The 15,735-nt window shown below is 68.0% G+C and carries 16 protein-coding genes; 2 read left to right on the top strand and 14 right to left on the bottom strand.

The annotated features are described in order from the left end of the window. Positions 1 to 102: 102 nt before the first annotated feature. The gene (locus HT579_11450) at positions 103 to 1,323 is read left to right on the top strand and encodes an MFS transporter (protein QKS29469.1); all 1,221 of its coding nucleotides are present in this window, start codon (positions 103 to 105) and stop codon (positions 1,321 to 1,323) included. A 49-nt stretch (positions 1,324 to 1,372) separates the two neighbouring features. Here the strand turns inward: HT579_11450 and HT579_11445 are convergent, their stop codons facing one another. The 5 genes from HT579_11445 to HT579_11425 all read right to left on the bottom strand — a co-directional run bounded on the left by HT579_11445 (position 1,373) and on the right by HT579_11425 (position 6,801). Then, positions 1,373 to 2,362, bottom strand: a complete 990-nt coding sequence (locus tag HT579_11445) for a MoxR family ATPase (GenBank protein ID QKS29468.1) — start codon at positions 2,360 to 2,362, stop codon at positions 1,373 to 1,375. Positions 2,363 to 2,372: 10 nt separating this feature from the next. Continuing rightward, positions 2,373 to 3,506, bottom strand: a complete 1,134-nt coding sequence (locus HT579_11440; protein ID QKS29467.1) for a DUF4350 domain-containing protein — start codon at positions 3,504 to 3,506, stop codon at positions 2,373 to 2,375. Then, positions 3,503 to 5,014, bottom strand: coding sequence for a DUF4129 domain-containing protein (locus HT579_11435; protein QKS29466.1), 1,512 nt, complete (start codon positions 5,012 to 5,014; stop codon positions 3,503 to 3,505). The genes HT579_11440 and HT579_11435 overlap by 4 nt, the downstream gene beginning before the upstream one ends. After that, positions 5,004 to 5,987, bottom strand: a complete 984-nt coding sequence (locus tag HT579_11430; protein ID QKS29465.1) for a stage II sporulation protein M — start codon at positions 5,985 to 5,987, stop codon at positions 5,004 to 5,006. Before HT579_11430 ends, HT579_11435 begins: the two co-directional genes overlap by 11 nt. An 82-nt stretch (positions 5,988 to 6,069) precedes the next feature. Beyond that, positions 6,070 to 6,801 carry a trypsin-like peptidase domain-containing protein gene (locus tag HT579_11425; GenBank protein ID QKS29464.1) on the bottom strand — a complete coding sequence of 244 codons (732 nt, stop codon included), beginning with the start codon at positions 6,799 to 6,801 and terminating at the stop codon, positions 6,070 to 6,072. A gap of 320 nt (positions 6,802 to 7,121) precedes the next feature. Between HT579_11425 and HT579_11420 the strand changes: the two genes are divergently transcribed. Further along, the gene (locus HT579_11420; protein QKS29463.1) at positions 7,122 to 7,913 is read left to right on the top strand and encodes a caspase family protein; all 792 of its coding nucleotides are present in this window, start codon (positions 7,122 to 7,124) and stop codon (positions 7,911 to 7,913) included. Between the two features lie 124 nt (positions 7,914 to 8,037). Here HT579_11420 and nagZ read toward each other — a convergent pair whose 3' ends face one another. The 9 genes from nagZ to lepA are packed head-to-tail and all read right to left on the bottom strand — an operon-like array spanning position 8,038 to position 15,468. Beyond that, the gene (nagZ, locus tag HT579_11415) at positions 8,038 to 9,066 is read right to left on the bottom strand and encodes a beta-N-acetylhexosaminidase (GenBank protein QKS29462.1); all 1,029 of its coding nucleotides are present in this window, start codon (positions 9,064 to 9,066) and stop codon (positions 8,038 to 8,040) included. Continuing rightward, complete coding sequence (locus HT579_11410; protein QKS29461.1) at positions 9,063 to 9,440, bottom strand: holo-ACP synthase; 378 nt, start codon at positions 9,438 to 9,440, stop codon at positions 9,063 to 9,065. The genes nagZ and HT579_11410 overlap by 4 nt, the downstream gene beginning before the upstream one ends. After that, positions 9,437 to 10,192 carry a pyridoxine 5'-phosphate synthase gene (locus tag HT579_11405; GenBank protein QKS29460.1) on the bottom strand — a complete coding sequence of 252 codons (756 nt, stop codon included), beginning with the start codon at positions 10,190 to 10,192 and terminating at the stop codon, positions 9,437 to 9,439. The genes HT579_11410 and HT579_11405 overlap by 4 nt, the downstream gene beginning before the upstream one ends. Continuing rightward, complete coding sequence (gene recO, locus HT579_11400) at positions 10,189 to 10,905, bottom strand: DNA repair protein RecO (GenBank protein ID QKS29459.1); 717 nt, start codon at positions 10,903 to 10,905, stop codon at positions 10,189 to 10,191. Before recO ends, HT579_11405 begins: the two co-directional genes overlap by 4 nt. A 38-nt stretch (positions 10,906 to 10,943) precedes the next feature. Continuing rightward, positions 10,944 to 11,828 (bottom strand): GTPase Era, encoded by an 885-nt coding sequence (gene era / locus HT579_11395; protein ID QKS29458.1) that lies wholly within the window; start codon positions 11,826 to 11,828, stop codon positions 10,944 to 10,946. Then, complete coding sequence (gene rnc / locus HT579_11390; protein ID QKS29457.1) at positions 11,825 to 12,496, bottom strand: ribonuclease III; 672 nt, start codon at positions 12,494 to 12,496, stop codon at positions 11,825 to 11,827. Before rnc ends, era begins: the two co-directional genes overlap by 4 nt. Further along, on the bottom strand, positions 12,493 to 12,864 hold the full coding sequence (locus HT579_11385; GenBank protein QKS29456.1) for a DUF4845 domain-containing protein: 372 nt from the start codon (positions 12,862 to 12,864) through the stop codon (positions 12,493 to 12,495). The genes rnc and HT579_11385 overlap by 4 nt, the downstream gene beginning before the upstream one ends. Positions 12,865 to 12,876: 12 nt before the next feature. Further along, positions 12,877 to 13,665 carry a signal peptidase I gene (gene lepB / locus HT579_11380; protein ID QKS29455.1) on the bottom strand — a complete coding sequence of 263 codons (789 nt, stop codon included), beginning with the start codon at positions 13,663 to 13,665 and terminating at the stop codon, positions 12,877 to 12,879. 12 nt (positions 13,666 to 13,677) lie between these two features. Then, entirely contained in the window at positions 13,678 to 15,468 is a 1,791-nt protein-coding gene (gene lepA, locus HT579_11375) for an elongation factor 4 (protein QKS29454.1), read from the bottom strand. Positions 15,469 to 15,735: the final 267 nt, after the last annotated feature.

Raw genomic sequence — 15,735 nt, 5'->3', positions numbered from 1 at the left:
CCGATGACGGCAATTATGGGCTTCCTGTTTTCAGATTCGCCGACTACCGGCTATATTGTCCGGAAATTTCCGCCCCGCCGGCTGCCCACCGAAAGTCTCGCCATGTTCCGCACCCTCACCCGACCCGATGTCCTCGGCACCACGCTGGCAGCCGCCGCCATCCTGATGGTCACCATGGGCACGCGCCAGTCGCTCGGGCTCTTCGTCAGTCCCTTGAACAGTTCGACCGGCCTCGGCATCGCCACCATCAGCCTGGCCCTGGCGGTCGGGCAATTCACGTGGGGCGCCATCCAGCCACTGGCCGGCGCCGTCGCCGACCGCTACGGCCCCCGCGCCGTGCTGATCGCGGGCCTGCTGCTGCTCGCACTCGGCAGTGCAGGCACCCCGTTCATGAGTTCCGGTTTCGGCCTCATCGTCTCCCTCGGTCTGCTCTCGGCCATCGGTTCGGGCGCGGGCAGCTTCTCGGTGCTGATCGGCGCGGCGGCGCAGCGCCTGCCGATCGAATCGCGCGCTGCCGCATCGGGCGTCATCAACGCCGGCGGCTCGTTCGGCCAGTTCGTCTTCGCTCCGATCCTGCAGAAGCTGATCCAGAGCATTGGCTGGATGGGAGCGATGTGGTCGATGGCGTTGATCGCACTCGCCGCGCTGCCGCTGGTCGGCCGGCTGTCCCGGCCGATGCAGAAGCCTGCGCAGCATCACGCCGAAGCCGACAACGGCCTGCGGCACGCGCTCGGCGAAGCCCTGTGCGACCGCAGCTACCTGCTGCTGCACCTCGGCTTCTTCACCTGCGGCTTCCACATCGCCTTCCTGGTCACCCACCTGCCCGGCGAGGTCGACCTGTGCGGACTGCCGCCAAGTGTCGCCAGCTGGTCGCTGGCCATCATCGGCCTGGCCAACATCTTCGGCAGCCTATACGCCGGATCGTGCGTCGCCAAGTACCGCAGCAAGTACGTCCTGGCGGCCATGTATGGCTCGCGCGCCTTGCTGATCGCCTGGTACCTGCTGATGCCCCGCACCGACGTGACCTTCTACATTTTCGCCGCCGGCCTGGGATTCACCTGGCTGGCCACCGTGCCGCCGACCGCCGCCATCGTCGGCAAGCTGTTCGGTGTCCGCTATCTCGCCACGCTGTTCGGGCTGACCCTGCTCTCGCACCAGATCGGCGGTTTCCTCGGCGCGTGGCTGGGCGGCCTGGCGATCAGCCGCATGGGCGACTACACATGGATGTGGTACGCCGACATGGCGCTCGCCGCATTCGCCGCGTTCGTCAACCTGCCGATCCGCGAAGCCCCGGTAGCTGGGGTTGCGGTGGCTGCCCGCTGAAGAAGCTTGCACGACGGGAACCCTGGAACAGCTGAGGAACCGCCCGACCCTAGAGGCGTGGCGCCGGCACGCGCTCGAGCAGCGACTGCAGGAGGTCATCGGCGGTCATTCCTTCGATCTCGGCCTCGGCGCTCGGCGTCACGCGATGGCGCAGAGCCGGCAGGGCCACCGCCTTGACGTCGTCGGGGGTGGCGAAGCCACGACCGCCGATCAGCGCCCGCGCCCGCGCCGCGCGCACCAGCGCGATCGGGCCGCGCGGCCCGGCACCGCTGGCCAGGCCGGGTGTATCGCGACTGCCGCGCACGATCGCCACGGCGTAGGCGAGGACGCGATCGTCGAGCGCCACATGCGCTGCCCACCGTTGCAGCCCGACGACCGTTTCCGGCTGCACCAGCGTCGCCACCGCCTCGACGTCGAGATCGGCACCCGTCTTGGCGCTGGTCACCTGGCGCGTGAGGGCGATCTCTTCGCCCTCGCTCGGGTAATCGATGCGGATCTTCAGCAGGAAGCGGTCGAGCTGCGCTTCCGGCAGCGGATAGGTTCCCTCCTGCTCGATCGGATTCTGCGTCGCCAGGACCATGAACGGCTGCGGCAGGCGCGACGTGTTGCCTTCCAGCGTCACTTGCTTCTCCTGCATCGCTTCGAGCAGCGCCGACTGCGTCTTGGCCGGTGCCCGGTTGATCTCGTCGGCCAGCAGCAGGTGCGTGAACACCGGGCCCTGCCGGGTGACGAAGCGGGCCGTCGCCGCATCGAACAGCGTATGCCCGACAACGTCGGAAGGCATCAGGTCGGGTGTGAACTGGATGCGCCGCGTGTCGCCGGCGAAGGTCCTCGCCAAAGCCTTGACCAGCAGTGTCTTGCCGAGGCCCGGCACGCCCTCGATCAGTACATGTGCATCGGCAAGGAGAGCGATCAGCACCTCGTCGATGACCGCCTGCTGGCCGATCACCGCTTTCGCCATCTCGCCGCGCAACGCCGCGAGCAACTGTGCGGCCTGCTGCAACTGGTCTGCGGAGAGGGGGACGACCGGGCTGTTCATGGCGGATATCTCAAAGGACACGTTCGAGCTCGCGCAGCGTGCGCAGGGCATCGGTGAAGGTGTGCGGGCTGTCGGCGGGACCAGCCAGCGCTGCGGCGATGCGCGCCACCGGCACGCCCGAGAGCGCTGCCAGCTGGCTGGCCTGCGCCGCCGGCGGCCGGCCAGCGATTCCTGGCCGGCGCTGCGCGAGGCGGCTGCGGAAATGCTCCCGGGCGGCCGGCAGCAATGCCGCCAGCTGGCCGCAACGCCACAGGTAGCGACCGACCGCCGCCAGGTGCTCGCGCAGCTCGCGGCGTTCCGGCGCCGCCTCGGGCTGCAGGCTGCCGAAGCGGGGAACGATGCGCCACAGCCACAGCAGCACCAGGAGCAGCGTCGCGACCGCCGCCGCGCGGGCGTTCTCGGCGATCCATTCGAACAGCGTCGGCATCTGCAGCCGCGACAGCAGCAGGACCTGCGGCGGCGATGCGCCCTGGTTGCGGCTGATCAGCGTCCAGTAGAACTCGGCGTGGTCCAGTTCGCCGATCTGCCGGTTGCCGAGCTGCTGGTCGAGTTCGCTGGCCACCGTCAGCCACCCCTGACCGATGCGGAACTGCAGCATCTGCGCTCCCTGGTCGCCCTCACCAGCCGACCAGACCGGCTGCCGCTCACCGGTGGTCAGGACCTGCCAGCTGGCGGCGACCTGCAACGGACGACCGCCGCCAGGCGGCAGCACCGCGATCGACGCTGGGCGGCGACGCAGGTCTTCCGCTCGCTCCGTCCGACGGCCCACGCCGACACTGTCGAGCAAGGGATCGGCGAGCTGCGGCGCTTCCGCCACCGCGATCAGGTGCCCCCCCGCCTCGACCCAGGCCAGCAGTCGACGCAGACGCTCCGGCGGCAACAGGTGGCCGCGCCGGCGATCGAGAAAGAGGGTGCTTCCCGCTGGCGGCTGGTCAAGCACGCGCGCATCCGACCGCCGGGTCAGCTTGCCGCCCATGCCGGCGGTCAGGCGCTCGAGTGCCAGATACGGATTGCGCCGCGCCTCGACATGCGGCGCCTCGCGTACCGACACCGGTACCCGCTCGAGACGATTGAGGAGCCAGCCTGCGAGCAGCCCCGTGGCCAGCAGCGCCAGCAGTGCTGCCGCCAGCCATCGTTTTCTCATCGCTGGCCACCACCGCTGCTGCCGAAATGCCGTTGCCAGGCCGCCAGCAGTTCCTCGCCGCGCCGACCAGGCAGTGGCCTGCCGCCATACGCGACCAGGCGCCAGGCCTCGATGACCTCGGCAAAGCACCTCTCCACCGCCACCGGCACCTGCCCGGCAACCCGCTGCAGGCAGTCTTCCTCGGTGTCGCCGGCAGCGAAGCCGATCTGCCTCTGCGCGATCAGGCTGCGCAGCGCACCGCGGTAGAGCAGGCTCAGCGCCTCGACGGCGGCGCCTCGGGCCAGCGCCGCAGCCGCCACCGGCGCCACCTCGACGGGCAACGACTCGGGCCGCAGGTCTACACCGGCGACGAACTCGGGCTGCCGCTGCGGGCCCGTCGGCGCCGACCGCCGCCGGTAACGCACGAGCAGCAGGACCAGCACCGCCAGGGCCAGCCCGGTGAACAGCCACAACAGTCCGCGCAGGAACTCCGCCAGGCTCTCGGCGAGCCCCGCCAGCACCGCCAACCAGCTGTGCCCCGGCTCGCCGGACGGGCTCTCGTGTCGCCGCCAGTGCCAGCGCCAGTCGTGACGGAGCTGCCCGAAGACCGGATCGGCGAGAACCGCATCGATCACCGCCCGCGCCGCTGCCGGCGGCTTGGCCGGCAGCGGCGCGGGCGCGGCGACGCCGGCTGGTGGCGCAGTGGCCGCCAGCGCCGGTACCGGCACCAGCCAGCACGTGCCGGCTACAAGCAGAACCAGCAACGGTGGTGCGCTGACGACGCCGGCAGCGAGTCGCTGCGCCAGCCGCCGCAGACCAAGCTCGATGTCCCAGCCCTCGAGTTCGCTGCGCCGGTTGAGGTAGAGCGAAAAGCCGGAAGCAACGTAGAGCGGCTCGACGATCGTCTCGGCGAGCATGAAGCCAAGAGTTCCGACCAGATGGCGCGCCGGCGATTCCTCATCGCTGAACCAGTCCCACAGTGACCAGTCCGGATGCTCGCCGGGAACGAGGGCAAGCAACAGGAGCAGCAGCGACAGCAGCAGGACCGACGACATGTTGGCGCAAAAGAAGGTCAGCCAGACCGCATGGCCGCGGCAGCGCCGGCCGAGCAGCGCGAAGCGGGCACGGGCCGCGGCGTCGCGCTGTTCCTCGAGCTGCCACACCGGCAGCAGCAGCGAGCGCGCGAGGCTGAAGCGGCGCAGGCTGAGTCCCGAGATCAGCCCGGGCGCGCGCAGCAGACGCGGCAGCCCGCGCAGCACATCGCGGACGCTGCAGGCTTCGCCAAAGAGTAAACGGCTGCAGACGTGCAGCAGCACGCGGTCGAACAGCGGCTCCAGCCACCACAGCAACGGGATCACGTACTCCGGCCAGGGCCAGAAAGCGAGGAGCAGCAGGCCGGCCAGCCAGTAGGTCGCGAACCAGGTGCCGTAGATGCGCGGAGCCCACTGCCGCAGCATGACCTGTCCGAGGTCGATCGCCTCCCAGGCGCTGCGCCGGCGCAGGCCGACGGCGATGTCCTCAAGCCGCACGGACCCGCCCAGCGAACAGCAGGTAAGCCCAGGTCAGCACCCACAGCGCGCCGCCGACCGCGACCTTGGAGGCAAGCGGGATATCGGGCCGGGGTGACCAGAAGGCTTCGATGAAGGCAGCGAGCAAGGTCAGCGCGGCCGCACCGTAGAGCAGCTTCACCGCCACGCGCGCGTGCTGCCGCAGTGCCGCCAGCCGCGTCTGCCGCCCGGGAGCGACCAGCGCCGTGCCGAGCTTCAGCCCGGCCGCGCCGGCCAGCACGGCACCAGTCAGTTCGAAAGCGCTGTGGCCGGCAACGAATCCCCAGAAAGTGGACACGTAACCGATCTGCGTCAGGTGACCGGCGATGGCACCGATGTGCAGCCCGTTGTACACCAGGTAAAAGACCGTCCCGAGACCGAACGCGACGCCACCGGCAAAGGCCTGGAAGTCGATGCGCACGTTGTTGGCAATGTAGAAGCCCCACATCGCCCACTCGCTGCTGGCCGCGCGCGGCCGTCCGAGGTGATGCGCCACCGGCGAATACATGTCCTCGATCTCGCCCACCGCCTCCGGGGAAAGCAAGAGGAAGGCGGCGTCCGGCCAGCCCTGGATCAGCAGCAGGAAGCCCAGCAGCGGTACGCAGAGCAGCAGGCCGGCAGCGAGCACAAGCCGCCACTCGCGCCGCACGAGTGCCGGCAGGTCGCCGCCGAAGAAACGTCTCCAGGCGTGGCCCTGCGGCTCGCCGGCACCGTAGATGCGCTGATGCGCCGCCAGCACGCGACGATGCAGATCCGCCGCCAGCGCCGCCGAGTAATTGCGATCGAGCACCAGCGCCAAGTCGTGGCACAGCCGCCGAAAGCGCTGCGGCAGTCCGGCCGCGCCGGCGGCATCGCCATCCGGCGCGGCCGTGCGCGGCCTCCCCGCTGCTGCCAGCCAGCGGTCCCAGGCCTCCCATTCCGCCGCTCGTCGGGCAATGTATTGGCGTTCCTTCACGATGCCCTCCAGATGATGCGGCCGATGATGAGGGATACGCCGGCAAAGGGCAAGGGTCGGCAGCGGACCCCGGCGCGGCCTCTCAGCCAGCGGTCAGCGTCATCAGGATGTCGGCGTACCAGACACAGTTGAGACCGAGCGCCTCGTCCAGTTCGAGGTCGCGCGAACCCACGTCGAGTCGTGCCGAGTGCACGCCCAGCAGCAGCCATGGCAGCCAGGCACGGCCCGCATCGCCGGCTGCCATGCGCATCACCACCGGCGCACCACTGGTGCCGCGATGCGTTCGCGCGTCGGTCAGGAAGTAGCCCTCGCCCTTGAAGCGCAGCCCCCAGGGCGAGGCCAGCACCGCCTGGCGAACGACCGGCATGTGGTGCAGGGTGTCGTGAAAACCGAGCGGGAAACCGACCACCAGCAGCGAGCCGCCGATCTCGACGTGATGCCAGCGGCCCGGCAGGTTCCCGGGGCCGAAGGCGGCGAGCAGGGTTCGCACCGGCAGGGCGCTGCGCTCGATCTCGATCACCGCCACGTCGATGTCGCCGGCGGAATCGCTGCCCTGCCGCCAGAGGCTGCGGCCGTTGCGGTACAGGGGAATCGAGAAGCTGATCGACTCGGCCAGATTGGCCGGGTCGACATGCAGCTCGATCTCGATGCGGTCGGGAAAATGCCGGCTCGGCCTGTCGATCAGCACGTGCCGGCTGCTGACCAGGAACAGCCGCTCGTCGCGGGCGAAAAAGAAGCCGCTGGCATTGGTCAGTGGTTGCTGCTGCACGAACGTGCTGATGCGCGTCGCAGCAAGAAGGATGGAGTCGATCATCGGCGAGGGGACGCGAAAGCGGTCGGGGGGTCCAGCTTACCCCCGAAACGGGCAAGTCGGCGAATACCCGGCCGCAGCGCACAGGCTGTCGTGCGCACGAACCGTGCTCCTGCAGCCAGACGGCCAGCCTGGTGCGCCCGCCGGGTGCACGCCGGCGACCCTGGCACGAACCGCAGCCGCGTTGCCGCGACGGACGATGAAAAGGCCTCGACGAGCGGCCGATATCGACTATCCTTCAGTCGTTGCAGGCAAGGCAACGCCGCGGAATCGACCGGCAGCGTCGCTGCCGGCGCTTCCCAACTCGACACAGGAGAGTCCCGATGAGCAAGCACGCCCTATGTATCGGCATCAACGACTACCCCGGCACGCAGAACGATCTCTCTGGCTGCGTCAATGACGCCAATGACTGGGCTGCGGCACTCGCCGCGCGCAGTTTCGACGTTCTCAAGCTGCTCGATTCCCAGGCCACCAAGGCGGCCATGGTCGCCGCCATTGAGGGCCTCGTCGGCAAGGCGGTCAGCGGTGATACGGTCGTCATCACCTATTCCGGTCATGGCACCTGGGTGCCCGATCGCGATGGTGACGAACCGGATCAGCGTGACGAAGCGCTCTGCCCATGGGACATCGGCCAGGGCAAGGTGCTGCTCGACGACGAGTTGCACCTGCTGCTGGCGAAGCGCGCCACTGGCGTTCGCATCGTCCTGATGTCGGACAGCTGCCACTCCGGGTCCGTCACCCGTGGCGACAGCTCGGAACTCGATCCCGGCATGCCGCGCGCCCGCTTCCTGCCGCCGCAAGCATGGCTGCGCGATGTCGAGTTGCCGACCGCAACCCCGCGGCGGCTGGCCGGTGGCATCGCCCGCTCGGGTGGCGACCTGCTGATGGCGGGCTGCCTCGACAGCCAGTTCAGCTGGGATACGCGCTTCAATGGACGACCGAACGGTGCGTTCACCTACTACGCCCTGAAGACACTGGCGAAGCTTGACGCCGGCGCCTCCTACGCCCAGTGGTTCAAGGCCATCACGCCGGCCTACCTGCCGACCAACCAGTTGCCGCAGAACCCGCAGCTGTTCGGCTCGGCTACCGCCCGCAAGTGGAAAGTCTTCAGCTAGCCAGTCCGTAAACGGAAGTCCGTTCCTCGTCACACCGGGCAAGTGCCGCCGGCGCCAGTGCTTCGGCGGCCTGATCCACCGGACCGACGGGTCCTGCCCGCCGGCGGCAGGGCGGCGGCTGCCCTCAGGTGGCGAGCGAGCTGGCGGCCGCGACGCCGGCAAGGTACTCGGCGTCGTCCTGCAGAGCGGCCCGGTCGACGACGGCGGTCGACGGCGACAGTCGCTCGACCCGCCGCGCCCGCCGCGGATCGGCCGGCGGCCGCCATTCGGCAAGCAGTTCGCCGACCGCATCCGGCGAGTTGCAGACCAGCAGCAGGTCGCAACCCGCCTGCCAGGCGGCCGTGCAGCGGCCGACGATGCCGCCGGCGAAGCTGGCGCCGGCCATTGACAGGTCATCGCTGAAGATCACCCCGTCGAAAGCCAGTTCAGTACGCAGCATGTCGATCCAGAAGGGCGAGAAGCCCGCCGGACGGGCGTCAAGCAGCCGATAGATGACGTGCGCCGGCATCACGGCGTCGAGCTGCAGCCGGCGGTAGGGCTCGAGGTCGGCCGCCATCTCTGGCAGTGGGCGCTCGTCCATCGGCAGGTCGACATGCGAGTCGGCGGCGACCCAGCCGTGGCCGGGGAAATGCTTGCCGCAGGCGGCCATGCCGGCGCGGTGCAGGCCATCGACCAGCGCCCCGGCAAGTTCGCTGACCGCCCGCGGATCGCCGTGGAAGGCACGATCACCGATGACCGTACTCCGCCCCCAGTCGAGATCGAGCACCGGCGTGAACGACAGGTCGACACCGCAGGCGCGCAGTTCGGCCGCCAGCACGTAACCGATGCGCCGCGCCGCCAGCCGCGCCGCCTCGGGCTGCCGGTCCCACAGCTCGCCGAGACGACGCATCGGCGGCAGCCGGCTGAAGCCACTGCGGCAGCGCTGTACCCTGCCCCCCTCGTGGTCGATGCCGATCAGCAGCGGCGGCGAGCGCAGCGAATGCACTTCGGCGGTCAGTTGCGCGAGTTGCTGGGGCGACTCGTAGTTGCGCGCAAAGAGGATCAGGCCACCGACCAGCGGGTGCCGCAGGCGCTCCCTTTCCAGCTCGGAAAGGTGGCAGCCGGCAAGGTCGATCATCAGCGGGCCGGGTGCAAGCAGGGGAATGGTGCTCATGACTGCTCCATGACGACGAAGGCGACCGCGTAGTCGGTCTCGTCGCTGATCGACAGGTGGGCGACGAGCCGGCGTTGCTCGATGTGCGCGGCCAGCGCGGGCGCGTAGGTGAAGACCGGCCGGCCGCGCGCATCGTGCGCAATGCCGATGTTCGGCAGCGTCGCCGGCGCGACGAGGCCGATGCCGAGTGCCTTGCCCAGCGCTTCCTTGGCGGCGAAGCGCTTGGCGAGAAAACGCGCCGGATCGCGCACACCGGCAAACTCGGCGCACTCCTCCGGCGACAGGATGCGGCGCAGCGCACGCTCGCCATGGCGCGCGTGCAGGCTGCCGAGGCGGGCGACGGCGACGATGTCGGTGCCGACACCGACGATCATCGGACGCGCGCCTGCGCTTCACGCAGCAGGCGCTTCATTTCGCGCACGGCCTCGCGCAGGCCGACGAAGACCGCCCGGCTGATGATCGCATGGCCGATGTGCAACTCGCGGATGCCGCAAAGCTGCGCGACCGGCTGCACATTGAAGTAGTTGAGCGCATGGCCGGCGTTGAAGCGCATGCCGAGCTGGCGAATGGCCTCGCCGGCGCCACGGATCTGCTCGAGTTCGGCGAGTACCGGCGGGCTTTCCGGATCGCGCCCCTGGGTATAGAACGCATGCGCGTAGGGGCCGGTGTGGATTTCGCAGACGCGCGCGCCGATGCGCGCTGCCGCCTCGACCTGCGCCAGGTCGGCGTTGATGAAGACGCTGCTGACGATGCCGGCATCGGCGAGGCGGCTCACCACCTGGCGCAGCCGGGTCTCCTGCGCGACGACATCGAGGCCGCCCTCGGTCGTCACCTCGTGCCGCCCCTCGGGTACCAGCATCGCCATCTGCGGCTTGATCCGGCAGGCGATGGCGATCATCTCGTCGGTCGCCGCCATTTCCAGGTTGAGTTTGATCTGCGCCAGCGCGTGCAGCTTCTCGACGTCGGCATCCTGGATGTGACGGCGGTCCTCGCGCAGGTGGATGGTGATGCCATCGGCGCCACCGAGGTGCGCTTCGACTGCGGCCCAGACCGGGTCGGGCTCGTAGGTGCAACGCGCCTGCCGGATCGTCGCCACGTGGTCGATATTGACGCCAAGTTCGATCATAGTTCCTGTAGCTCCCTGAAAATCCGGCGGCTGACGAGACTCCGGCCGCCGGTGTAGTGCCCGATCAGCGTCCGCATCAGTTGCTTGGCCTCGGCCAGCGAACGCGGATCGGAAAAATCCTCGCGTGCCAGATCGAGCAGCGTGCGCCCGCTCAGCGTCAGCGGCGATGCCAGCGGAGCGGGCAGGCGTACCGGGCCGCGTTCGATCTCGTAAGCGTAATTGGCATCGGCCTCGACCGCGGCGCCGGCGACATCGGCCTCGAGGGTCGGCCCGTAGCCGAGTTCGCGCAGCAGGGCCCGCTCGAAACGGCGCAGATCGGCCTCCTGCGCGCCATCGGCAAAGCGGCGCAAGGTTGCGGCGTAGACTGCGAACAGGGCGGCATGGGCGTCGGCGCGCGGCAGCAGGTGCATCAGCAGTTCATTGAGATAGTAGGCGCAGAACAGTGCCTTGCCCGCCAGCAGCGGCTGCCCGCCCTGCCACTCGGCCCGGACCAGTGTCTGCACCTCGCCGCGGCCGGCCCAGGCCAGCTCGAGCGGCTGAAAGGCGAGCAGCACCCCGCGCAGGAGCGAACGCGGCCGCCGCGCACCACGCGCCAGCAGGGCGACCCGCCCGTGGTCGCGCGAGAAGACGTCGACGATCAGGCTGGTCTCGCTGTACGGGTAGGCATGCAGGACGAAAGCCGGCTGCCCATCGACCCTGTGCCGCTGGTTCACCCGCCGACTCGTTCGCCAGTCATCGGTGACACTGGGGCCTAATCGTAACCAAGGGTCTTCAGCATGCGCTCGTCGTCGGCCCAGCCCGACTTCAGCTTGACGAAGACTTCGAGGAAGACCGGCCCGCCGAACAGCCGCTCCATGTCGTGTCGCGCCTCCGTGGCGATGCGCTTGACGACCTCGCCTCCCCGGCCGACGACGATCGGCTTGTGTCCCTCGCGATCGACGAGGATGGCCGCGCTGATGCGGCGCAGGCCGCCGTCGACGACGAAGCGCTCGATCTCCACCGCCACGGCGTACGGGAGTTCGTCGCCGATCAGGCGAAACACCTTCTCGCGAATGTACTCGGCAGCCAGGAAGCGTTCGCTGCGATCGGTCAGATCGTCCTCGGCAAACAGCAGGCCCTCGTTCGGCAGGTGCTTGCGGGCCTCGGTCAGCAGCACCTCGAGCTGGTCGCCGCGCGTCGCGCTGACCGGAATGATCGCCGTGAACTCGCCCTCGCCCGCCAGGCGGGCGAGAAAGGGCAACAGCCGGGTCCTGTCGGGCAACTGGTCGATCTTGCTGACGACGATGATCAGCGGCCGGTCGGCCGGCACCAGCCTGCGGACCTGGCGGTCGCGCTCGTCGAAGCGGCCGGCCTCGACGACGAGAAAGACGACATCGACCTCAGCCAGCGCCTGCCGCACGCCACGGTTCATGGCGCGATTGAGCGCGTTGCCGTGGCGCGTCTGGAAGCCCGGCGTGTCGACGAAGACGTACTGCGCGTCGGCGCGGGTGAGAACGCCGATGATGCGATGCCGCGTCGTCTGCGCGCGCCGCGAAACGATGCTCAGCTTCTCGCCGACCAGCGCATTGAGCAGCGTCGACTTGCCGACGTTCGGCCGGCCGACGATGGCAATCTGCCCCGAGCAGCGCTCGCTCATCGGCTGTCCAGCGCCGCCAGCGCCCGCTCGGCCGCCATCTGCTCGGCAGCCCGCCGGCTGGCACCGCGTCCCTCGGTGCGGATGCCGAGGCTGTCGATGACGCAGGCGACACGGAACTGCTGCGCGTGCGCCTCGCCTTCGGTCCCGGCCAGCCGGTACTGCGGCAGGGCCAGCCGGATTCCCTGCAGGTGTTCCTGCAGGCGCGTCTTCGCGTCCTTTCCCCCCTGCCCCGGTGTCAGCCGTCCGAGGACCGAGTCATAACGGCGGACAATGACCGCGCTCGCCGCATCGAAGCCGGCGTCCAGCCAGAGGGCTCCGAACAGCGCCTCGAGGGCATCGGCAAGGATCGACGGCCGCTGCTGTCCACCGCTCTTCTGCTCGCCTTCGCCAAGGCGCAGGCAATCGCCAAGCGACAGGGCCAGTGCCTGCTGGTGCAGGCTGTCCTGGCGAACCAGGCTGGCGCGCAAGCGCGACAGATCACCTTCGGGCAGATCCGGAAAGCGCATGAACAGGCTGCGGGCAATCACGGCATTGAGAATCGCGTCACCAAGGAACTCCAGCCGCTCGTTGTGCGGCGAGCAATAACTGCGATGGGTGAGCGCGGTTTGCAGCAGCTCCTGATCCCTGAAGACGTAGCCGAGCGCCCGCTGCAGCCGGGCGACGGTCACGGGCCGTAACCGCGACCCGACGTCGAGCTGCGGAACTCGATCAGGAGGCTGACGTTGCCGACGAGATGAACCTTGCGGTTGTAGGCAAAGGCGATCACCACCTGATTCTCTTCCTTGAAGATGTCGAGGTCCGCCGGCCCGATCGTCTTGATGTGCTCGACTTCGGCGTACTTGCTGAAAGCCTGCCTGACCTCGGGCACGGTCTTGCCCGCAGACTCCGAGGCGACCGCCTTGACCACCCGCTTGATCTTGTAATAGTCGATGACCTCGGGCAGGACGCGAATCCCGACGATGGCGACGAGCGAGATCACCACGCCCCACAGAATCAGGGCCGAGAGCGCCAGGCCGCGCTGACGATTGCCATTCATGATGCCAGCTCCTTACCTGAACGAGCCGATCCTCGACAGGTCGCTGAAGTTCAACCAGATGAAGAATGCCTTGCCGACGATGTTCTGCTCCGGGACGAAGCCCCAGAAGCGGCTGTCCTTGCTGTTGTCGCGGTTGTCGCCCATGACGAAATAGTGGCCCGGTGGTACCTTGCACACGACACCGGCAGTATTGTAGGAACAATCCTGGCGGTTGGGAAACGGCGACGGCGCCGGAATGTAGGGTGGCGCATCGGCATCGTTGAGGGTCCGGTACTCGGCCCCATCGAGTCTTTCGATGAACTGGCGCGAGTAGTAGAGCCGCTCCGTGTGCAGGTAATCGTCGATGCGCTGCGTCGCCACCGCCTCGCCATTCACCGTCAAGCGCTTGTTCTGGTAGGCGACGGTGTCGCCCGGCAGGCCGACGACGCGCTTGATGTAGTCGAGCGAGGGATCTTCGGGGTAGCGAAAGACGATCACGTCGCCACGCTGCGGGCTGTTGATGTCGATGATCTTCCAGTTCGCCACCGGCAGGCGGATGCCATATGTGTACTTGTTGACGAGAATGAAATCACCGACCTGCAGGGTGGGAATCATCGAACCGGAGGGAATCTTGAACGGTTCGACGAGAAAGGAGCGCAGCACGAAGACGACCAGGATCACGGGAAAGAAGCTGGCCCCATACTCGACCCACCACGGGTCCTTGGCGTCGGCTGGCCGCCGCTTGCGCAGGACCAGGGTATCGGCCAGCCAGACGGCCCCGGTGAGCAGCAGCAGGATCAACAGGATCAATGCGAAATTCACTTGCCCTCTCCTCTACTTGCCGACCCGCAACACGGCGAGGAAGGCTTCCTGTGGAATCTCGACCGAGCCCACCTGCTTCATTCGTTTCTTGCCCGCCTTCTGTTTCTCGAGCAGCTTCTTCTTGCGCGTGATGTCACCGCCGTAACACTTGGCGAGGACGTCCTTGCGCATCGCCTTGACGTTCTCGCGGGCGATGATGTTGGCGCCGATCGCCGCCTGGATCGCGACATCGTACATCTGGCGCGGGATCAGCTCGCGCATCCTGGCGGCCAGTTCACGCCCGCGATGAACCGAATTCGCCCGGTGCAGGATGATCGACAGCGCATCGACGCGCTCGCCGTTGATCAGCACGTCGAGCTTGACGACGTCGGCGGCGCGATATTCCTTGAAGTCGTAGTCGAGCGAGGCGTAACCGCGCGAAACCGATTTCAAGCGGTCGAAGAAGTCCATCACCACCTCGGCCATCGGCATCTCGTAGACCAGTTGCACCTGCCGGCCGTGATAGTGCATGTCGATCTGGTTGCCGCGCTTCTGGTTGCACAGGGTGATGACGTTGCCGAGATAATCCTGCGGCACGAAGACCGTGGTGGTGATGATCGGCTCGCGGATCTCCTCGATCCTGCCCGGATCCGGCAGCTTGGCCGGGTTCTCGACGCTGATCAGGCTGCCATCGCGCAGCAGGACTTCATAGACGACGGTCGGCGCGGTGGTGATCAGGTCCTGGTCGAACTCACGCTCCAGCCGCTCCTGCACGATTTCCATGTGCAGCAGGCCGAGGAAGCCGCAACGGAAACCGAAGCCGAGCGCCTGCGACACTTCCGGCTCGTAACGCAGCGAAGCATCGTTGAGCTTCAGCTTCTCCAGCGACTCGCGCAACGCATCGTACTGATTCGACTCGACCGGATAGAGGCCGGCGAAGACCTGCGACTTGATTTCCTTGAACCCCGGCAGCGCCGCGGCTGCCGGCCGGTCGATCAGGGTCAGCGTGTCGCCGACCTTGGCCGCCTGCAGCTCCTTGATCCCCGAGATGACGTAGCCGACCTCGCCGGCACGCAGTGCATCGCGTGCCACCGCCTTCGGCGTGAACACGCCGACCTGTTCGCAGAGGTGGGTCGAGCCGGTCGCCATCAGGCGGATGCGGTCCTTGCTGCGCAGACTGCCGTCCACCACCCGCACCAGCATCACGACGCCGACGTAGTTGTCGAACCAGGCGTCCACCAGCAGGGCCTTCAGCGGCGCCGCGGGATCGCCCTGGGGTGCCGGGATGCGCTCGATGATCGCCTCGAGGATCTCCTCGACGCCGACCCCGGTCTTCGCCGAGGCGAGAATCGCTTCCGAGGCATCGATCCCGATGACGTCCTCGATCTCCTGCCGCGCCTTGTCAGGCGTTGCCGACGGCAGATCGATCTTGTTCAGTACCGGCACGACGTCGACGCCGAGTTCGATCGCCGTATAGCAGTTGGCGACGGTCTGCGCTTCGACGCCCTGCGAGGCGTCGACGACCAGCAGAGCGCCTTCGCAGGCGGAGAGCGAACGCGACACCTCGTACGAGAAATCGACGTGCCCGGGCGTGTCGATCAGGTTCAGGTTGTACACCTGGCCACTGCGCGAGCGGTACTGCAGGGACGCGGTCTGTGCCTTGATGGTGATCCCGCGCTCGCGCTCGATGTCCATCGAGTCGAGCACCTGCGCCTCCATCTCGCGGTCCGAGAGACCACCGCAGAGGTGGATGATGCGATCCGCGAGCGTCGACTTGCCGTGATCGATGTGCGCGATGATGGAGAAGTTACGAATGTGCTGCATCTGCATTAGGCTTGCATCAAGCGATCCCGAACGACCTCGTTAGACTTCCAGTTGCCTGACCTGCCGGCCCCTCATGGCCAGCCTCCTGCACTTCTCCCCCGAACCTCCGGGGAAGCGGCAGCTCCTCCACAGCGACGGGCAATGGCTTGCGCGAACTCGCAGAATCTCTCCTGATGCCGGTCGGGCACGCGTCCAGTTGCACCTGTCGGCAGCGACCCGCAACGCCCCAGCGCCCGACCACTGAACGGCGAGCTGGCTGCGCGAGCG

This window comes from Candidatus Accumulibacter similis (assembly GCA_013347225.1).
Taxonomy (GTDB): Bacteria; Pseudomonadota; Gammaproteobacteria; order Burkholderiales; family Rhodocyclaceae; genus Accumulibacter; species Accumulibacter similis.
The sequence above is the reverse complement of the archived record's forward strand: the minus strand, read 5'-3'. Positions and strand labels throughout refer to the sequence as shown.